The sequence below is a fragment of the Enterobacter cloacae complex sp. 2022EL-00788 genome (assembly GCF_026627565.1).
In the GTDB taxonomy this organism is placed as follows: domain Bacteria; phylum Pseudomonadota; class Gammaproteobacteria; order Enterobacterales; family Enterobacteriaceae; genus Enterobacter; species Enterobacter pasteurii.
In genome coordinates this window covers 147,126-163,213 of record NZ_JAPNMC010000009.1, presented here as the reverse complement: position 1 = coordinate 163,213, position 16,088 = coordinate 147,126, and the positions used below count along the sequence as shown (strand labels likewise).

Below are 16,088 nucleotides of genomic sequence, written 5' to 3'. Positions count from 1 at the left end.
ACAGGAATTGTATATGACGATAATAACCAACCCCATTATCCCAGGTTTTAATCCAGATCCCTCAATAATTAGAGTGGGAGAGGCCTATTATTTAGCCACATCCACGTTTGAATGGTTTCCAGGCGTTTGTCTGTATAAATCATACGATCTCAAAAACTGGCAACCGATCTCACACCCCCTGAAAAGGAAGAGTCAGTTGAACATGCGTGGAAATCCTGATTCTGGTGGCATTTATGCCCCCTGCCTGACCTATAACGCCGGAAAATTTTATCTCGTTTATACCGATGTCAAAAATGTGACGGGTCGTTTCTGGGACCCCAATAACTTTATCGTGACAACGGACGATATCGAAGGTGACTGGTCTGAGCCAACGTATCTCAACAGCAGAGGTATTGATCCATCGCTCTTCCATCATAGTGATGGCACCAAATGGCTTGTCAGCATGGAGATGAGCTACATGGACGGCGGGGAGGCAGGATTTCCGAAATGGAATGGCATTATCATTCAGCAATACGATGAGCAGAGTAAACGCTTAATTGGGGAGTGCCGAAAAATATATGCCGGTACCGCTCTGGGGATCACCGAGGGACCACACCTTTATGAACTGAACGGCTGGTTCTATTTGTTAGTCGCCGAAGGTGGCACCTTCTATCATCATGGCGTCACGCTAGCGCGCTCCAGACATCTATTTGGTCCTTACGAAACCGATCCTGTCGGACAGATGATGACCTCCCGATTTGACTGTCGCCTGCCCTTACAGCGCGTTGGTCATGCCGATCTTTTTGAAAATGGTCTGGGCGAGTGGTTTATCGTGCATTTATGCGGACGACCGCTGCCCTCGAAAGGACGCAGCCCAATGGGACGTGAAACCGCTATTCAACATGTTTACTGGACGGATGACGGTTGGCTGCGCTTAACAAACAACAACATTATGCCGGAATTAACGGTGCAGACGCGTCTGAAAGAACGTCCGTGGCCAAAGATGCCGACACGGGATGATTTTGATACCCCGACCCTTCCCCTCCACTTTCAGTCTTTACGCATCCCGCTAAGTGAGGAAATGTGCACCTTAAAGGAGCGGCACGGATGGTTGCGCCTACGCGGTTATGAATCACTGAGTTCACAGCACTCCCAAAGCCTGCTGGCAAGAAGACAGACCGACTTTACCTTTACCGCGCAAACTTGCGTCGATTTTAGTCCGCGCTCCTTCCAGCAGATGGCTGGGCTGGTCTGCTATTACGACACCAGTAACTATATCTACCTGAACGTATCCTGTAACGACGCGGGAGAACGAACGGTCAATGTCATGGTAAATGACCTGAACAGGTTCTCACTCCCCACAAAGGAAGGGGTAACAATCGCCGCAGAAGGCCTGGTGTATCTCAGAGTCTGCGTCAAAGATGACGGCGCTCGCTTTTACTATTCTCTGGATGAAAAACAGTGGATCCCCATTGGTGGTTACATTGAATACAGCAAACTTTCCGACGAGTATTTTAAGGAGCGTGGGATAGAGCGCTTCACGGGTGCGTTTGTGGGGATGTGTTGCCAGGATTTTACGGGTGAACATATCCCGGCAGATTTTGACTACTTTGCCTATTTCTCTGAAGATTTTTAGTTAAGCGGGCGCAGAGTACCCGCAGATGATTGACACAGGCCTTCTGTGCTACTCTACGCGCCATTTCCCTGAAATCGACAGAAAAGAAATTATGAGCGTACGTTTAGTGTTAGCCAAAGGGCGCGAGAAGTCATTACTGCGCCGTCATCCCTGGGTCTTTTCCGGCGCGGTTGCCCGAATGGAAGGTAAAGCCAGCCTCGGTGAAACCATCGATATCGTTGACCATCAGGGGAAGTGGTTAGCGCGCGGCGCATACTCGCCTGCATCCCAGATCCGCGCCCGCGTCTGGACGTTCGATAAAGACGAAACCATCGACATCGACTTCTTTGTCCGCCGCCTGCAGCAGGCGCAGCAGTGGCGTGAGTGGCTGGCAAAACGTGACGGGCTGGACAGCTACCGTCTGATCGCCGGTGAGTCCGACGGCCTGCCGGGGGTCACCATTGACCGCTTCGGCAACTTCCTGGTGCTGCAACTGTTAAGCGCCGGGGCGGAGTATCAGCGTGCCGCGCTGATTAGCGCGCTGCAAACGCTGTACCCGGACTGTGCTATTTACGACCGCAGCGACGTGGCGGTGCGTAAAAAAGAGGGCATGGAGCTGACGCAAGGCCCGGTAACCGGTGAACTACCGCCTGCCCTGCTGCCTATCGAAGAACACGGCATGAAGCTGCTGGTGGATATCCAGGGCGGTCATAAGACCGGCTATTACCTCGATCAGCGCGATAGCCGTCTGGCAACCCGCCAGTATGTTGCCGATAAGCGCGTGCTGAACTGCTTCTCCTATACCGGCGGCTTCGCGGTCTCTGCACTGATGGGCGGCTGTGCCCAGGTTGTCAGCGTCGACACCTCGCAGGAAGCGCTGGATGTGGCGAAACAGAACGTCGAGCTGAACGGGCTGGACCTGAGCAAAGCGGAATTTGTTCGCGACGACGTATTCAAACTGCTGCGTAAATACCGCGACCAGGGCGAAAAATTTGACGTCATCGTGATGGACCCGCCGAAGTTCGTGGAGAATAAAAGTCAGCTGATGGGCGCCTGCCGTGGCTATAAAGACATCAACATGCTGGCGATCCAGCTGCTGAACCCGGGCGGCGTGCTGCTGACGTTCTCCTGCTCTGGCCTGATGACCACCGATTTATTCCAAAAAATCATCGCCGATGCCGCTATAGATGCTGGTCGTGATGTACAATTTATAGAGCAGTTCCGTCAGGCCGCCGATCACCCGGTGATCGCTACCTACCCGGAAGGGCTGTATCTGAAAGGGTTTGCCTGTCGCGTCATGTAACTTGAAATGAGAAATATTGCCCGCACATAGTGTGTATGTAATGTTTCCCGGGAGGTGACTATGATTGCCAGCAAATTCGGTATCGGCCAGCAGGTCCGCCACACCTTGCTTGGATATTTGGGGGTGGTCGTGGATATCGACCCGGAATATTCCCTTGATGAACCGTCAGCGGACGAGCTGGCGGTGAACGCAGAGCTTCGCGCCGCGCCCTGGTATCACGTGGTGATGGAGGGCGACGACGGTCAGCCCGTCCATACCTATCTTGCCGAAGCGCAGCTGAGCGGTGAACTGCAGGATGAGCATCCGGAACAACCCACTATGGACGAGCTTGCTCAGACCATCCGCAAACAGCTTCAGGCGCCGAGACTGCGAAATTAAAGGTGTAAAAAAGCCCGTAACCGGGCTTTTTTTATTTCGCGAGACCGAGACGGGGAATGTCGATCGCCGGACAGCGATCCATAACTACCTTCAGCCCGGCATCACGGGCTAATACTGCTGCCTGCTCGTTGATTACCCCCAGCTGCATCCACAGCGTTTTCGCCCCAATCGCAATCGCCTCCTGCGCTACGCCCCACGCGGCCTCCGAGTTGCGGAAAACGTCCACCATATCCACTTTCTCCGGCACTTCCGCGAGCGTCGCGTAGCCCTGCTGTCCCAGCAGCGTTTTACCCGCCACCTTCGGCGAGACAGGGATCACGTGATAGCCCTGATCCAGAAGGTATTTCATTACACGATAGCTTGGGCGATCGGGTTTGTCGCTCGCCCCGACCAGCGCGATAGTGCGCGTGGACGTCAGTATCTCGACAATGTCGTTCTCTTTCATACTCTTCCTCCTGGTTTTTTTCAAAGTGTACGCCAAAGCGGGCATCTCAACCACGCGCCCCATGCAGAAGCATGAGGGCAAAAGGGCAGAATATGTCTATATGTTAGTAAACGTGATAATCGAAAAATTTTGATACATTCTTGCAGAGGATGTTTTCTACGGGAGCCCGCTATGAAAACCGGCATTGCCTGGACCGCGATCGCGTTAATCATGCCGGTTTGCGTTTTCGCGACCAGCCTGAGACTTTCAGCCGATATTGACCTGCTGGTTCTGGACGGGAAAAAAGTTTCCAGCTCGCTCCTGCGCGGCGCGGACAGTATCGAGCTGGATAACGGGCCGCATCAGGTGGTATTGCGGGTGGAAAAGACTATCCGCCTCGCCGACGGCGAACAGCAGGTGTACACTTCGCCTCCGCTGGTTGTCAGCTTTAATACCCGGCGCATCAGCCAGGTTAATTTTCGTCTTCCTCGCCTTGAGACAGAAAAAGAGTCTCTGGCATTCGATGCCTCGCCGCGCGTTGAACTGGTGGATGGGAACGCAGTGCCGATCCCGGTGCAGCTGGATATTCTGGCGCTGACAAAAAGGCCAAAGGGAACAGACTATGAAGCGGATACCGGGATCTACAACAGGGCCAGCAGGCGCGCCTCCCTGCCCCAGTTTGCCGCGGTGATGGCGGATGACAGCGCCCTGCTTTCGGGCGTTTCAGAGCTGGATGAGCTTCCCCCTCAGTCGCAGACGCTTACCGAGCAGCGGCTCAGGTTCTGGTTCCAGAATGCCGATCCGGACACGCGCGCCCGTTTTCTGAAATGGGCGAAAAGACAACCGTCGTCATGAGCCACATTTTTTTGTCCTTTCTCTTGCAGCATCAGTCAGTTCCCGTCATCGTGTAGCGAGGTAACCTCACGGATATGATTATGGAACTGACAACACGCACACTGCCGTCGCGCAAGCACATTGCTCTGGTTGCGCACGATCACTGTAAACAAATGCTGCTTAACTGGGTTCGTCGCCATCAGCCTCTGTTACAGAATCATGCCCTTTCGGCTACGGGGACAACCGGCAACCTGATCCACCGCGAAACCGGTCTGGAAGTGAACGCCATGCTGAGCGGCCCGATGGGGGGCGATCAGCAGGTAGGGGCTCAGATTTCGGAAGGAAAGATTGACGTGCTGATCTTCTTCTGGGATCCGCTGAACGCGGTTCCGCACGATCCGGACGTTAAGGCGCTGCTGCGTCTGGCGACGGTGTGGAACATTCCGGTGGCCACCAATCTTTCAACGGCAGATTTCATCATTGAGTCGCCGCAGTTTAACGCGCCGGTGGAGATCCTGATCCCTGACTATCAGCGTTATCTCGCCGAGAGGCTCAAGTAGCCTTATTTGCCCGGTAGCGCTGCGCGTGCCGGGCAAAAAAAGTTCTGTGCGGCTCGTTACGGCTTTCTCGCCACCGGCACGTCAATGCTTTTCAGCACGTCGACAAACGCGGACGGCTCCTCTTTATCGAACAGCAGCCACACGCGATGGCGCGCGCGGGTTATCGCCACGTACAGCAGGCGCCGCTCTTCTGCATCCGGAAAATCCTCTGGCACAGGCAGCAGCGCCTGCTCCATTACCGACTCGCGAGCCGGTGCCGGGAAACCGTCGCTCCCCCCCTTTAGCCCGACAACGATCGCGTAGTCGGCCTGCTGCCCTTTGCTGGCATGAATGGTCATAAAATCGAGCTGAAGCTTTGGCCAGCGGGTCGCCGCCTTATCCAGCGCCGCCGGCCTGAGATGGTGGTAACGCGCCAGCACCAGAATGCGCTCGTCGGGCTTCGCATAGCCGCTCAGCTTATCCAGCAGCGCCTCCAGGCAATCGTCCGCCAGCAGCGTGACGGCTTTCCTATCCCCCGGCGTCAGGCTGTTGAGCGGTTTCGTCAGCTGGTGCGGATTCTGCTGAATAAACCGGTTAGCAATTTCGCCAATGCGCGAGTTAAAGCGGTAGGTGGTGTCGAGATCGCTGCGATCGCCCTCGCCAAAATAGTGGTGGAATGCCGTCGTGAGGGAAAGCTGTGCCCCGCTAAAGCGGTAGATGGCCTGCCAGTCATCCCCCACGGCAAACAGCGACGTGTGTTTATTCTGCGCCCGCAGCGCCGACAGCAGCGCCGCGCGCTGCGGTGAGATATCCTGAAACTCATCCACCAGAATGTGTTTCCACGGGCTGACGAAGCGTCCTTTCTCCAGAATGACGATGGCCTGATGGATCAGCCCGGAAAAATCGACCGCGTTTTCGTCTTTCAGCGCGCTTTTCCAGGCTTTAAGCATCGGAGCCATCAGCTTGACTCGCTTAGAAAACAGGGCGCGGATTGGCTCCGGCGCGCTTTCAATCATTTCGGCCTGAGAGCCGCCGTGCATACGCATCAGGCTTACCCAGCGGTCGAGTCGTGAGCCCAGACGGCGCGCCAGCTTTTCATCCTGCCAGAAGCTGCCCTCCGGCACCTCCCAGTTCAGCTCCTCTTCTAGCCACTGACGCCAGCCTTTCGCCTGCGCCTTTTTCTCACTGCACTGCTGTCGCCAGGTTTTTATAAACAGCGCCTGACGGGCCTGCGCGTCGTTCTCCAGCTTGCTGACTACGGGCACCTTTTTACTGCCCTGCTGAATGATATGCAGGGCGAGGGAGTGGAAGGTGCGCGCCGAGATATCCTGAGTATGCAAACGCGCCTGGATGCGTTCATCCATCTCCTGCGCGGCCTGGCGGCCAAAGGCCAGCAGCAAAATCTGGTCGGCACCCGCCTCGCCCGTCGTCAGAAGCCAGCCCGCACGCGCCACCAGCACCGACGTTTTGCCGCTCCCGGCACCTGCCAGCACCAGCAGCGACTGCTCGCCGTTTACCACGGCACGCGCCTGGGCGGGGTTGAGGGCCGACGTCTCGACCGTACTGAAGAACCCGGCATAGCGCTCGAGCATTGCATCGGTCCAGGCCTGATTGTGCGCCAGGCGGCTTTTCTCGATATCGCTCAGCCAGGCCTGACACTTCCGCCATGCGTCGCGGCAGTTATCAAACTCTTCAAGCCGGGCCGTGGGTAAAGGTAATGCCGTCAGCGCCTCGGCGATCTTTTGCTGAAGCCCGGCGGTTTGCTGACGTGTCAGCCACTTCTGCTGGGTATGGCTCTGGTCTATATCGTCCAGCACCTGTTGCAGTACCTGCGCGGCAATCACGCTCATCTCCTGGCTCCACTGCTGCCAGCGCGTGTTCAGATGGTGGTGGAAGCGTTGGGTTTCAGCCCACTCCGTCCCGTGCAGCCGTACCACCTTTTCAGCAGGCAGAACGAACTCCAGCTCGCCCCACACCAGCCCACGCTTGCAGTGAATAGCCAGAAGCTGATTAAACGGAATAAGGTATTCGTGGCGTTCACCGGAGACTTTGACGCCCGCATTGAGAAGGACAACCTTGTCGTACGGGTGCTGCGCCAGGCGTTTGCCCATTGAAGTTGCTTTCAGTTCCATATCCTGCCGGATCCACGAGGTAATAATTTGTCAGACAGTTTAACCGCCAGTTTTAAGGTGCTCCAGCCCAAAAAAACGTTACAATCAGCGGGCGTTAATCATATCGAAGGAAATGAGGGTTTATGCGTACCGTTCTGAATGTGTTGAATTTTGTCCTTGGCGGTTTTGCCACCACCCTTTCCTGGCTTTTTGCCACCCTGGTGAGCATCGTGCTCATCTTCACCCTGCCGCTGACGCGCTCCTGCTGGGAAATCACTAAGCTGTCCCTCGTTCCGTATGGCAATGAAGCCGTACACGTGGATGAGCTGGAGCCGGAACGAAAAAGTGCCCTGATGAACACCGGCGGCACGCTGCTGAATATTTTGTGGCTGATCTTCTTCGGCTGGTGGCTGTGTCTGATGCATATTTTCGCCGGTATTGCCCAATGCATTACGATTATCGGCATTCCGGTTGGCATCGCTAATTTTAAAATTGCCACCATCGCCCTGTGGCCGGTAGGACGCCGGGTTGTTCCGGTAGAAGTGGCGCAAGCCGCGCGTGAAGCCAATGCCCGTCGTCGTTTTCAGTAAATAAGGACAGGCCGCTCTCATGCTAAGCCCCCTGCTTCGTCGCTATACGTGGAACAGTAACTGGCTGTATAACGTCAGGATCTTTATCGCCCTCTGCGGCACCGTGGCTCTGCCGTGGTGGCTGAACGATGTGAAGCTCACCATCCCTCTCACGCTTGGGGTGGTGGCCGGCGCGCTTGCCGATCTCGATGACCGTCTGGCCGGACGCTTGCGTAACCTGGTTATCACGCTGGTCTGCTTCTTTATTGCTTCCGCCTCCGTGGAGCTGCTTTTCCCCTGGCCCTGGCTGTTCGCCCTCGGGCTGACGGTATCCACCAGCGGATTCATTTTGCTCGGCGGTCTCGGGCAACGCTATGCCACCATTGCGTTCGGCGCCCTGCTGATTGCCATTTACACCATGCTGGGCGTCTCCCTTTACGATCAGTGGTATCAGCAGCCCGTACTGCTGCTGTTGGGCGCTATCTGGTATAACCTGCTGACCTTAACCGGGCATCTTATTTTTCCGGTTCGCGCCCTGCAGGACAATCTTGCCCGCAGTTACGAACAGCTGGCCCACTATCTGGAGCTGAAATCCCGGCTGTTCGATCCGGATATCGAAGAGGACAGCCAGGCGCCGCTGTACGATCTGGCGCTGGCAAATGGGCAACTGGTCGCCACGCTAAACCAGACGAAAGCCTCCCTGCTCACCCGCCTGCGCGGCGATCGCGGTCAGCGCGGCACCCGACGCACCCTGCACTATTACTTTGCCGCCCAGGATATTCACGAGCGTGCCAGCTCCTCGCATGTGCAGTACGCGGCCCTGCGCGAAAAGTTTCGCTACAGCGACGTGATGTTCCGCTTCCAGCGCCTGCTGTCGATGCAGTCACAGGCCTGCCAGCAGCTTGCCCGATCGATACTGCTGCGCACGCCCTATCAGCATGACCCACGCTTTGAGCGCGCGTTCAGTCATCTGGATGCAGCGCTCGATCGCGTACAGGCCAGCGGCACGTCGCCGGAACAGTTCAAAGCCCTGGGATTTTTGCTCAACAACCTGCGGGCCATTGATGCGCAGCTGGCCACCATTGAGTCTGAGCAGGCCATGGCGATGCCGGGTAATGACGCGGAAAACCAGCTTGCCGACGACAGCCTGAATGGCTTTAGCGATATGTGGCTGCGCCTCAGCCGCCACTTTACGCCCGAATCGGCGCTCTTTCGCCACGCGGTGAGGATGTCGCTGGTGCTGTGCGTGGGCTATGCCTTTATCCAGATAACGGGGCTGCACCACGGGTACTGGATCCTGCTGACCAGCCTGTTCGTCTGCCAGCCGAACTACAACGCGACCCGCCATCGCCTCGCGCTGCGTATTGTCGGGACATTAATCGGGGTCGCCATCGGGCTGCCGGTCCTCTATTTTGTGCCATCAGTAGAAGGGCAGCTGATCCTCATTGTTATCACCGGCGTCCTGTTCTTTGCCTTCCGTAACGTGCAGTACGCCCACGCAACCATGTTCATTACGCTGCTGGTTCTGCTCTGCTTCAATCTGCTGGGCGAAGGGTTTGAAGTTGCCCTCCCCCGCGTGATCGACACCCTGATTGGCTGCGCTATCGCCTGGGCGGCGGTGAGCTTTATCTGGCCTGACTGGCGTTTTCGTAACTTACCGCGCGTGTCCGACAGAGCCATGAACGCCAACTGCCGCTACCTGGATGCCATCCTGGAGCAGTACCATCAGGGCCGTGATAACCGTCTGGCCTATCGCATTGCCCGCCGCGACGCGCACAACACCGATGCCGAACTGGCTTCCGTCGTCTCGAATATGTCCACAGAGCCACGCGCCACGGCAGAGATGCGGGAAACGGCCTTCCGTCTGCTGTGCCTGAACCATACCTTCACCAGCTATATCTCCACGCTCGGCGCACACCGCGAGAGGCTGACGAACCCGGGTATCCTGGCGCTGCTGGACGACGCCGTCTGCTACGTTGATGACGCGCTTCATCATCAGCCCGCGGATGAGCCACGGGTACACCAGGCGCTGGAGGAACTGTCGCAGCGTATCGCCCATCTTGACCCGGGCACCGACAACAAAGCGCCGCTGGTCCTACAGCAAATTGGCCTGCTTATCGCTTTGCTGCCGGAAATTTGTCGACTGCGTCAGCAGATCGCTACCTGGCGGAACGATGCCCCTGCGACTCGGGCAGCGCATTAAACCACTCCGTAAGCTCCCGGCGAATCTCCGCCGGGAGTGCCGCCTCATGCAATCCCTCTATAGCACCTTCAAGCGCAAACAATACCCGGATACTCAGCCCCTTATTTTTAGAGCGCATTTTCAGCCAGCTTGTCTTAGACCCCAGCTGCCGTAGCGTCTCTTCATTAGTAATGCCCGCCTCCAAAAGCAGGACCTCAATCTGAAAGGTCAGGTTCGGCAGATCCTTCAGCCGGTTACGCTGATGGCGCTGGTAGCGCTCTCTCCTGGCGGCATCAAGCGCAAAAGAGGAAAGCTGAAGCAGTTTTTCCCTGTCTTGCCACAGGCCTTCATCCACGCGGTAGTAATTAAGCAGAACCGGACGTCCGCGCTTCATTAACGTCAGAAAAGAAGAGGCGTTTTTTACACAGTATTTTGCACTCTCCTCACAGGCGCGAAGGTAGAGTTCGCCGTCAGACACCATGGCAAATACCGCTTCATCCACGGCCAGGGTATAACCGCCAAACAGGGCACGATGACGGATTTCACCCAGCGGAGAGAGATATTCCTGGGATTGATAAATCCGTTCATAAGATATCTTTTTCATGATAATTCCATTAAAAATCAAACATTAACCACGATATTTCTTACTAACGGATCCGTTAGCAGGAAAATAGGCAACTTATTGCCGTTGGGCAAGATGATTTTTTCAGGTTCACCGGGAATGGATGAAATTTGCGAGTTGCTTTCCGAAAATGAGGTTGATCTTTATGCATACAGGGGTTACTGTATATCCATACAGTAACTACAGGGCTGGAATGAACATGTACACTTCAGGCTATGCAAATCACTCAACACCTTCCTCTTCTGCCGCAGGCAATACTGCGCAGAATTCTAGCGGACGTGTATCGACAGGGCTTATCAGTGAAGTGGTTTACCGTGAAGACCAGCCGCTGTTAACACAACTTTTACTTTTGCCGCTGTTGCAGCAGCTCGGCCAACAGTCTCGCTGGCAGCTCTGGCTGACGCCTCAGCAAAAACTGAGCCGCGAGTGGGTGCAGTCCGCTGGCCTGCCGCTGGCGAAGGTGATGCAGATTAATCAGCTTTCCCCGTGTGATACGGTCGAGTCGATGGTTCGCGCATTACGTACCGGGAACTACAGCGTCGTGATTGGCTGGCTTCCTGAGGAACTGACGGAAGAGGAACATTTGCGTCTGACTGAAGCAGCAGAAGAAGGTAACGCAATGGGCTTTATTATGCGGCCGGTTCGTGCAGATTCTTATCGCAGAGGACAACTTTCTGGGCTAAAAATTCACTCAAATTTGTACCATTGAGTCATTTTAAGAGTTTTCCTGGAATTTTTTTCGACCTCATGATGCAAAAAAAGTTCAACGCGCCAAAACTGCGGCAAGGCTTGTCTGACGCGGTTCTCGTTAATTTTACTGCACAAAATTCGTTCAAAAAATGTTAAATATTGGGTATACGGACCTTTTTTTTTCATATGCCTGACGGACTTCACACTTGTAAGTTTTCAGCTACGTTGTAGACTTTACATCGCCAGGGGTGCTCGGCCTAAGCCGAAGATATCGGTAGGTTTATATTTGACCACGCCCCCCGGTGAAGGATTTAACCGTGATTTCTCTGACGGAGATATTCATGGCAAATTTTGGATGATAACGAGGCGCAAAAAATGAAAAAGACAGCTATCGCGATTGCAGTGGCACTGGCTGGCTTCGCTACCGTAGCGCAGGCCGCTCCGAAAGATAATACCTGGTATGCAGGTGGTAAACTGGGCTGGTCTCAGTTCCATGACACTGGTTGGTACAACAGCGACCTGAACAACGATGGCCCTACTCACGAGAGCCAGCTGGGTGCAGGTGCGTTCGGTGGCTATCAGGTTAACCCGTATGTTGGCTTTGAAATGGGTTACGACTGGTTAGGTCGTATGCCTTACAAAGGCGACAACGTAAATGGCGCTTTTAAAGCTCAAGGCGTACAGCTGACCGCTAAACTGGGTTACCCAGTAACTGACGATCTGGACGTGTACACCCGTCTGGGCGGCATGGTATGGCGTGCAGACTCCAGCAACAGCATCAATGGTGACGAGCACGACACTGGCGTTTCTCCAGTATTCGCTGGCGGCGTTGAGTGGGCAATGACCCGTGACATCGCTACCCGTCTGGAATACCAGTGGGTTAACAACATCGGTGACGGTGCTACCGTTGGCGTTCGTCCAGACAACGGCATGCTGAGCGTTGGTGTTTCTTACCGTTTCGGTCAGCAGGAAGATGCGCCAGTCGTAGCTCCAGCTCCGGCTCCAGCTCCAGAAGTACAGACCAAGCACTTCACTCTGAAGTCTGACGTTCTGTTCAACTTCAACAAAGCGTCCCTGAAACCAGAAGGTCAGCAGGCGCTGGATCAGCTGTACACCCAGCTGAGCAACCTGGATCCTAAAGACGGTTCTGTAGTGGTTCTGGGCTTCACCGACCGTATCGGTTCTGACGCTTACAACCAGGGTCTGTCTGAGAAACGTGCACAGTCTGTAGTTGATTACCTGGTATCTAAAGGTATCCCAGCTAACAAGATCTCCCCACGTGGTATGGGCGAATCTAACCCAGTTACCGGTTCTACCTGTGACAACGTGAAACCACGCGCTGCACTGATCGACTGCCTGGCACCAGATCGTCGCGTAGAGATCGAAGTTAAAGGTATCAAAGACGTTGTAACTCAGCCTGCGGCATAAGTTATCGTCTTATAAAAAAACCCCGCGATGCGGGGTTTTTTATTATCTGAACAAACGTAAAAACGTCATTTTTTACCCAGCAGTGCCTGCAAATCGTTTTTCAGCGTCGACATCTGGCTGGCATATTTTTCTTTGTGTTCGGCATCTTCAATCAGCTGCACCACCGTTTCTGACAAAGTTTTCCCGCGACGTTGCGCAAGCCCGGCCAGACGCTGCCAGACCATAAACTCCAGGTCGATGGATTTTTTACGGGTGTGCTGATGTTCAGCATTGAAGTGCCGCTTACGTCGCGCACGGATAGTTTGCTTCATCCGGTTCAACAGGGCCGGATTAATGTGTTTCTCAATCCAGCCGTTGACCTGTACCGGTTCGTTTTCGAGGGTCAGCAACATATCCACAGCTTCTTGTGCCGCGCTGGCTTCGATGTAGCAGGTGATCAGCTCCCCTTCACGGTGCTTTTTGACCAGGTACTTCCATTTCCAGCCGCTTTCGAGGTTTTCCAGTTGTTGATATTTCATTGCGATCTCAGTGTTACCGTGTAACTCTGTTCAGAATATCAGTTTTTTGGCAATCTGCTGAAAAGAAATCATATCCTGTGAAACACGACAGGCTAACTGCATGACGAAATCCCGAATCCTGATTGGGCAGAGTGCACCGCTTACGGTATACTCCACGGTTTTACATCTGACTAAAAAACATCAACTTTGACCATTACGAAACTTGCATGGCGTGACCTGGTTCCGGATACCGAGAGCTATCAGGAGCTGTTTGCACAGCCAGACCTCACAAAAGAACACGAATACATACTTAGCGAGACACAACCGCGTTTGCATTACGCGCTGGAGCAGATGGCGTCCCCCTGGGCGACATCTCCTTTCATGCTGCTCAAAGCCCCGGAAGAAGCCGAGTATCTGACGCTTCTCGGTGATGCCATGCGCCAGTTGCAGCCGAAAACGAACGCCGTTTTTGGCGGTCGCTATCATGTTGCCGGACGCGACGTCACGTTCGAACCGTCAACGCAGGCCGACGGGCTTTTCGCCGCAAAAGGCGAGGTGATTACCGCCAGCTGGGTGGAAGCCGAGCAGCTGTTTGGCTGCCTTCGTCAGTTTAATGGTGAAGTGTCGCTGCAGCCGGGGCTGGTACACCGCGCGAACGGCGGCGTGCTGCTGATTTCCCTTCGCACCCTGCTTGCACAGCCTCTGCTGTGGATGCGCCTGAAAACGATAGTAACGCAGCAGCGTTTTGACTGGATTGGTTACGACGATTCGCGTCCGCTGCCTGTATCCGTCCCGTCGATGCCGCTCTCGCTGACCGTTGTGCTGACGGGTGACCGCGAATCTCTGGCTGATTTCCAGGAAATGGAGCCAGAACTCGCGGAACAGGCCGTATACAGTGAATACGAAGACAATATCCAGATTGCCGATGCCGATGACATGGCGCAGTGGTGCAGCTGGGTTATGGACGTGGCAGAACGTTTTGCCCTGCCCTCACCGGCCGACGACGCGTGGCCCGGCTTAATCCGCGAGGCCGTGCGCTATACCGGCGATCGGGAAACCCTGCCGCTCTGCCCGCTCTGGATTGGCAAACAGCTGCGTGAAGTAGGCGTCATCAGCGGCAGCGGCGCGTTTAGCGGCGAGCAGTTCACCCAGATGCTGGCCCAGCGCGAATGGCGTGAAGGCTATCTTGCTGACCGTATGCAGGATGAAATTCTGCTGGAGCAAATTCTGGTGGAAACCGAAGGCGAACGTATCGGGCAGATCAACGCCTTATCCGTTATCGAGTTCCCGGGGCACCCGCGCGCCTTTGGCGAGCCTTCCCGCATCAGCTGTGTTGTGCACGTTGGTGACGGCGAATTTACCGATATCGAACGCAAGGCCGAGCTGGGGGGAAACATTCATGCCAAAGGCATGATGATTATGCAGGCCTTCCTGATGTCTGAGCTCCAGCTTGAGCAACAGATCCCCTTCTCTGCCTCTCTGACCTTTGAGCAGTCCTACAGTGAAGTCGACGGCGATAGCGCCTCTATGGCCGAGCTGTGCGCGCTGATCAGTGCCCTGGCAGAAGTGCCAATCAATCAGAACATCGCGATCACCGGCTCCGTGGATCAGTTTGGTCGTGCTCAGCCGGTCGGCGGACTGAATGAAAAAATTGAGGGTTTCTTTGCCATCTGCGAGCAGCGCGGTTTAAACGGCAAACAGGGCGTTATTATTCCAGCCCCTAACGCCCGTCATTTGAGCCTGAGCCAGGCGATTCTGGACGCGGTAGAGCAGGAACAATTCTTCATCTGGGCCATCGAAGGCGTTGAGGATGCACTACCCTTACTGACAAACCTGGTCTGGGATGGCGAAGGACAGACCACCCTGATGCAAACCATTCAGGAACGTATTGCTCAGGCGACACAGCAGGATGCTCGTCATCGTTATCCGTGGCCGTTACGCTGGTTAAGTTGGTTTAGTGCAAACTGATCGGACTTGTTCAGCGTACACGTGTTAGCTATCCTGCGTCCTTCACTAAAATAAGGCTTACTGAGAACATGGTAGATAAACGCGAATCCTATACTAAAGAAGACCTTCTTGCCTCTGGTCGCGGTGAACTGTTTGGCGCGAATGGCCCGCAGTTACCGGCCCCAAATATGCTGATGATGGACCGTGTCGTGAAAATGACCGAAACCGGCGGCAACTTTGATAAGGGTTACGTAGAAGCAGAACTCGATATCAACCCGGACCTGTGGTTCTTCGGTTGCCACTTTATTGGCGATCCGGTAATGCCTGGCTGCCTCGGCCTCGATGCAATGTGGCAGCTGGTTGGCTTCTATCTGGGCTGGCTTGGCGGTGAAGGCAAAGGCCGCGCGCTGGGCGTTGGCGAAGTGAAATTCACCGGTCAGGTTCTCCCTACCGCGAAGAAAGTCACCTACCGCATCCATTTCAAACGCATCGTTAACCGTCGTCTGATTATGGGCCTGGCGGATGGCGAAGTGCTGGTTGATGGTCGTCTGATCTATACCGCGAACGATCTGAAAGTGGGTCTGTTCCAGGATACCTCTGCTTTCTGATAGCGGCTTTTAGCCTCCTCCAGAAAGGCGAAACCTCCGCATTGCGGAGGTTTCTTTTTAAAGAGACGGTATCAGGCAAGTACTGCCCTGTCTCCGATGGCTTCTCGCCAGCCCCCTAACCATTGAGACCTTTGATTTAAGGCCTGGTAGGGACACATTTCTTTTGAACGTCCGGCGATGCCAGCCTGATAACCACGTTGATGAGCCCTTTCCAGGCGATCTCGTTTCTGTCTCTTCATGCCTCGTTTCCCTCATTCTTTTGTCTGGTGGAAAGAAAACAGTGGTTGCAATATGTGCAAGCACAGTTAACGAATACCCCGAATCAGCCTCAGCGTCAACGTTCAAAATTCATACGGGTGTCA

At 54.9% G+C, this 16,088-nt stretch carries 16 protein-coding genes; 11 read left to right on the top strand and 5 right to left on the bottom strand.

All coding sequences use genetic code 11. The annotated features are described in order from the left end of the window. Nucleotides 1-13 precede the first annotated feature (13 nt). The 3 genes from OWK27_RS15745 (at nt 14) to hspQ (ending at nt 3,275) form a co-directional block, all read left to right on the top strand. Nucleotides 14-1,615 carry a glycoside hydrolase family 43 protein gene (locus OWK27_RS15745; RefSeq protein WP_267590730.1) on the top strand — a complete coding sequence of 534 codons (1,602 nt, stop codon included), beginning with the start codon at nt 14-16 and terminating at the stop codon, nt 1,613-1,615. Nucleotides 1,616-1,706: 91 nt separating this feature from the next. Beyond that, on the top strand, nt 1,707-2,897 hold the full coding sequence (rlmI, locus tag OWK27_RS15740) for a 23S rRNA (cytosine(1962)-C(5))-methyltransferase RlmI (protein WP_176610702.1): 1,191 nt from the start codon (nt 1,707-1,709) through the stop codon (nt 2,895-2,897). Between the two features lie 60 nt (nt 2,898-2,957). Further along, nucleotides 2,958-3,275 carry a heat shock protein HspQ gene (gene hspQ, locus OWK27_RS15735; RefSeq protein WP_148420968.1) on the top strand — a complete coding sequence of 106 codons (318 nt, stop codon included), beginning with the start codon at nt 2,958-2,960 and terminating at the stop codon, nt 3,273-3,275. A 31-nt stretch (nt 3,276-3,306) separates the two neighbouring features. Here hspQ and OWK27_RS15730 read toward each other — a convergent pair whose 3' ends face one another. Beyond that, entirely contained in the window at nt 3,307-3,720 is a 414-nt protein-coding gene (locus OWK27_RS15730; protein ID WP_148420970.1) for a CoA-binding protein, read from the bottom strand. A 171-nt stretch (nt 3,721-3,891) separates the two neighbouring features. Here OWK27_RS15730 and csgI point away from each other — a divergent pair, with 171 nt between their 5' ends. Next, complete coding sequence (csgI, locus tag OWK27_RS15725) at nt 3,892-4,554, top strand: curli synthesis inhibitor (protein ID WP_193356361.1); 663 nt, start codon at nt 3,892-3,894, stop codon at nt 4,552-4,554. An 80-nt stretch (nt 4,555-4,634) separates the two neighbouring features. Further along, the gene (mgsA, locus tag OWK27_RS15720; protein ID WP_148420974.1) at nt 4,635-5,093 is read left to right on the top strand and encodes a methylglyoxal synthase; all 459 of its coding nucleotides are present in this window, start codon (nt 4,635-4,637) and stop codon (nt 5,091-5,093) included. A gap of 56 nt (nt 5,094-5,149) precedes the next feature. Here the strand turns inward: mgsA and helD are convergent, their stop codons facing one another. Next, a complete protein-coding gene (gene helD / locus OWK27_RS15715; protein ID WP_267590729.1) occupies nt 5,150-7,204 on the bottom strand; it encodes a DNA helicase IV in 2,055 nt (684 codons plus the stop codon). 122 nt (nt 7,205-7,326) lie between these two features. On the opposite strand from helD, the gene OWK27_RS15710 reads away from it, so the two are divergent. Together OWK27_RS15710 and yccS are read left to right on the top strand one after the other, a co-directional pair. After that, nucleotides 7,327-7,773, top strand: a complete 447-nt coding sequence (locus tag OWK27_RS15710) for a YccF domain-containing protein (protein ID WP_148420978.1) — start codon at nt 7,327-7,329, stop codon at nt 7,771-7,773. Between the two features lie 19 nt (nt 7,774-7,792). Next, nucleotides 7,793-9,955 carry a YccS family putative transporter gene (yccS, locus tag OWK27_RS15705; RefSeq protein ID WP_267590728.1) on the top strand — a complete coding sequence of 721 codons (2,163 nt, stop codon included), beginning with the start codon at nt 7,793-7,795 and terminating at the stop codon, nt 9,953-9,955. On the opposite strand, the gene OWK27_RS15700 is transcribed toward yccS, so the two are convergent. Further along, nucleotides 9,912-10,538 (bottom strand): TfoX/Sxy family DNA transformation protein, encoded by a 627-nt coding sequence (locus OWK27_RS15700; protein ID WP_267590727.1) that lies wholly within the window; start codon nt 10,536-10,538, stop codon nt 9,912-9,914. The genes yccS and OWK27_RS15700 overlap by 44 nt on opposite strands. 217 nt (nt 10,539-10,755) lie before the next feature. Between OWK27_RS15700 and sulA the strand changes: the two genes are divergently transcribed. Continuing rightward, entirely contained in the window at nt 10,756-11,265 is a 510-nt protein-coding gene (sulA, locus tag OWK27_RS15695) for an SOS-induced cell division inhibitor SulA (RefSeq protein WP_148420984.1), read from the top strand. 356 nt (nt 11,266-11,621) lie between these two features. Continuing rightward, complete coding sequence (ompA, locus tag OWK27_RS15690; RefSeq protein ID WP_242174605.1) at nt 11,622-12,674, top strand: porin OmpA; 1,053 nt, start codon at nt 11,622-11,624, stop codon at nt 12,672-12,674. Nucleotides 12,675-12,739: 65 nt separating this feature from the next. Here ompA and matP read toward each other — a convergent pair whose 3' ends face one another. Continuing rightward, nucleotides 12,740-13,192: a macrodomain Ter protein MatP gene (gene matP / locus OWK27_RS15685; RefSeq protein WP_006809347.1), complete on the bottom strand. Its 453-nt coding sequence runs from the start codon at nt 13,190-13,192 to the stop codon at nt 12,740-12,742. 186 nt (nt 13,193-13,378) lie between these two features. Here matP and OWK27_RS15680 point away from each other — a divergent pair, with 186 nt between their 5' ends. Further along, nucleotides 13,379-15,139, top strand: coding sequence for a Lon protease family protein (locus tag OWK27_RS15680; protein WP_267590726.1), 1,761 nt, complete (start codon nt 13,379-13,381; stop codon nt 15,137-15,139). Nucleotides 15,140-15,207: 68 nt separating this feature from the next. Then, the gene (gene fabA / locus OWK27_RS15675) at nt 15,208-15,726 is read left to right on the top strand and encodes a bifunctional 3-hydroxydecanoyl-ACP dehydratase/trans-2-decenoyl-ACP isomerase (protein ID WP_148420990.1); all 519 of its coding nucleotides are present in this window, start codon (nt 15,208-15,210) and stop codon (nt 15,724-15,726) included. A 71-nt stretch (nt 15,727-15,797) separates the two neighbouring features. On the opposite strand, the gene rmf is transcribed toward fabA, so the two are convergent. Next, nucleotides 15,798-15,965, bottom strand: coding sequence for a ribosome modulation factor (gene rmf / locus OWK27_RS15670; RefSeq protein ID WP_003858162.1), 168 nt, complete (start codon nt 15,963-15,965; stop codon nt 15,798-15,800). Nucleotides 15,966-16,088 lie beyond the last annotated feature (123 nt).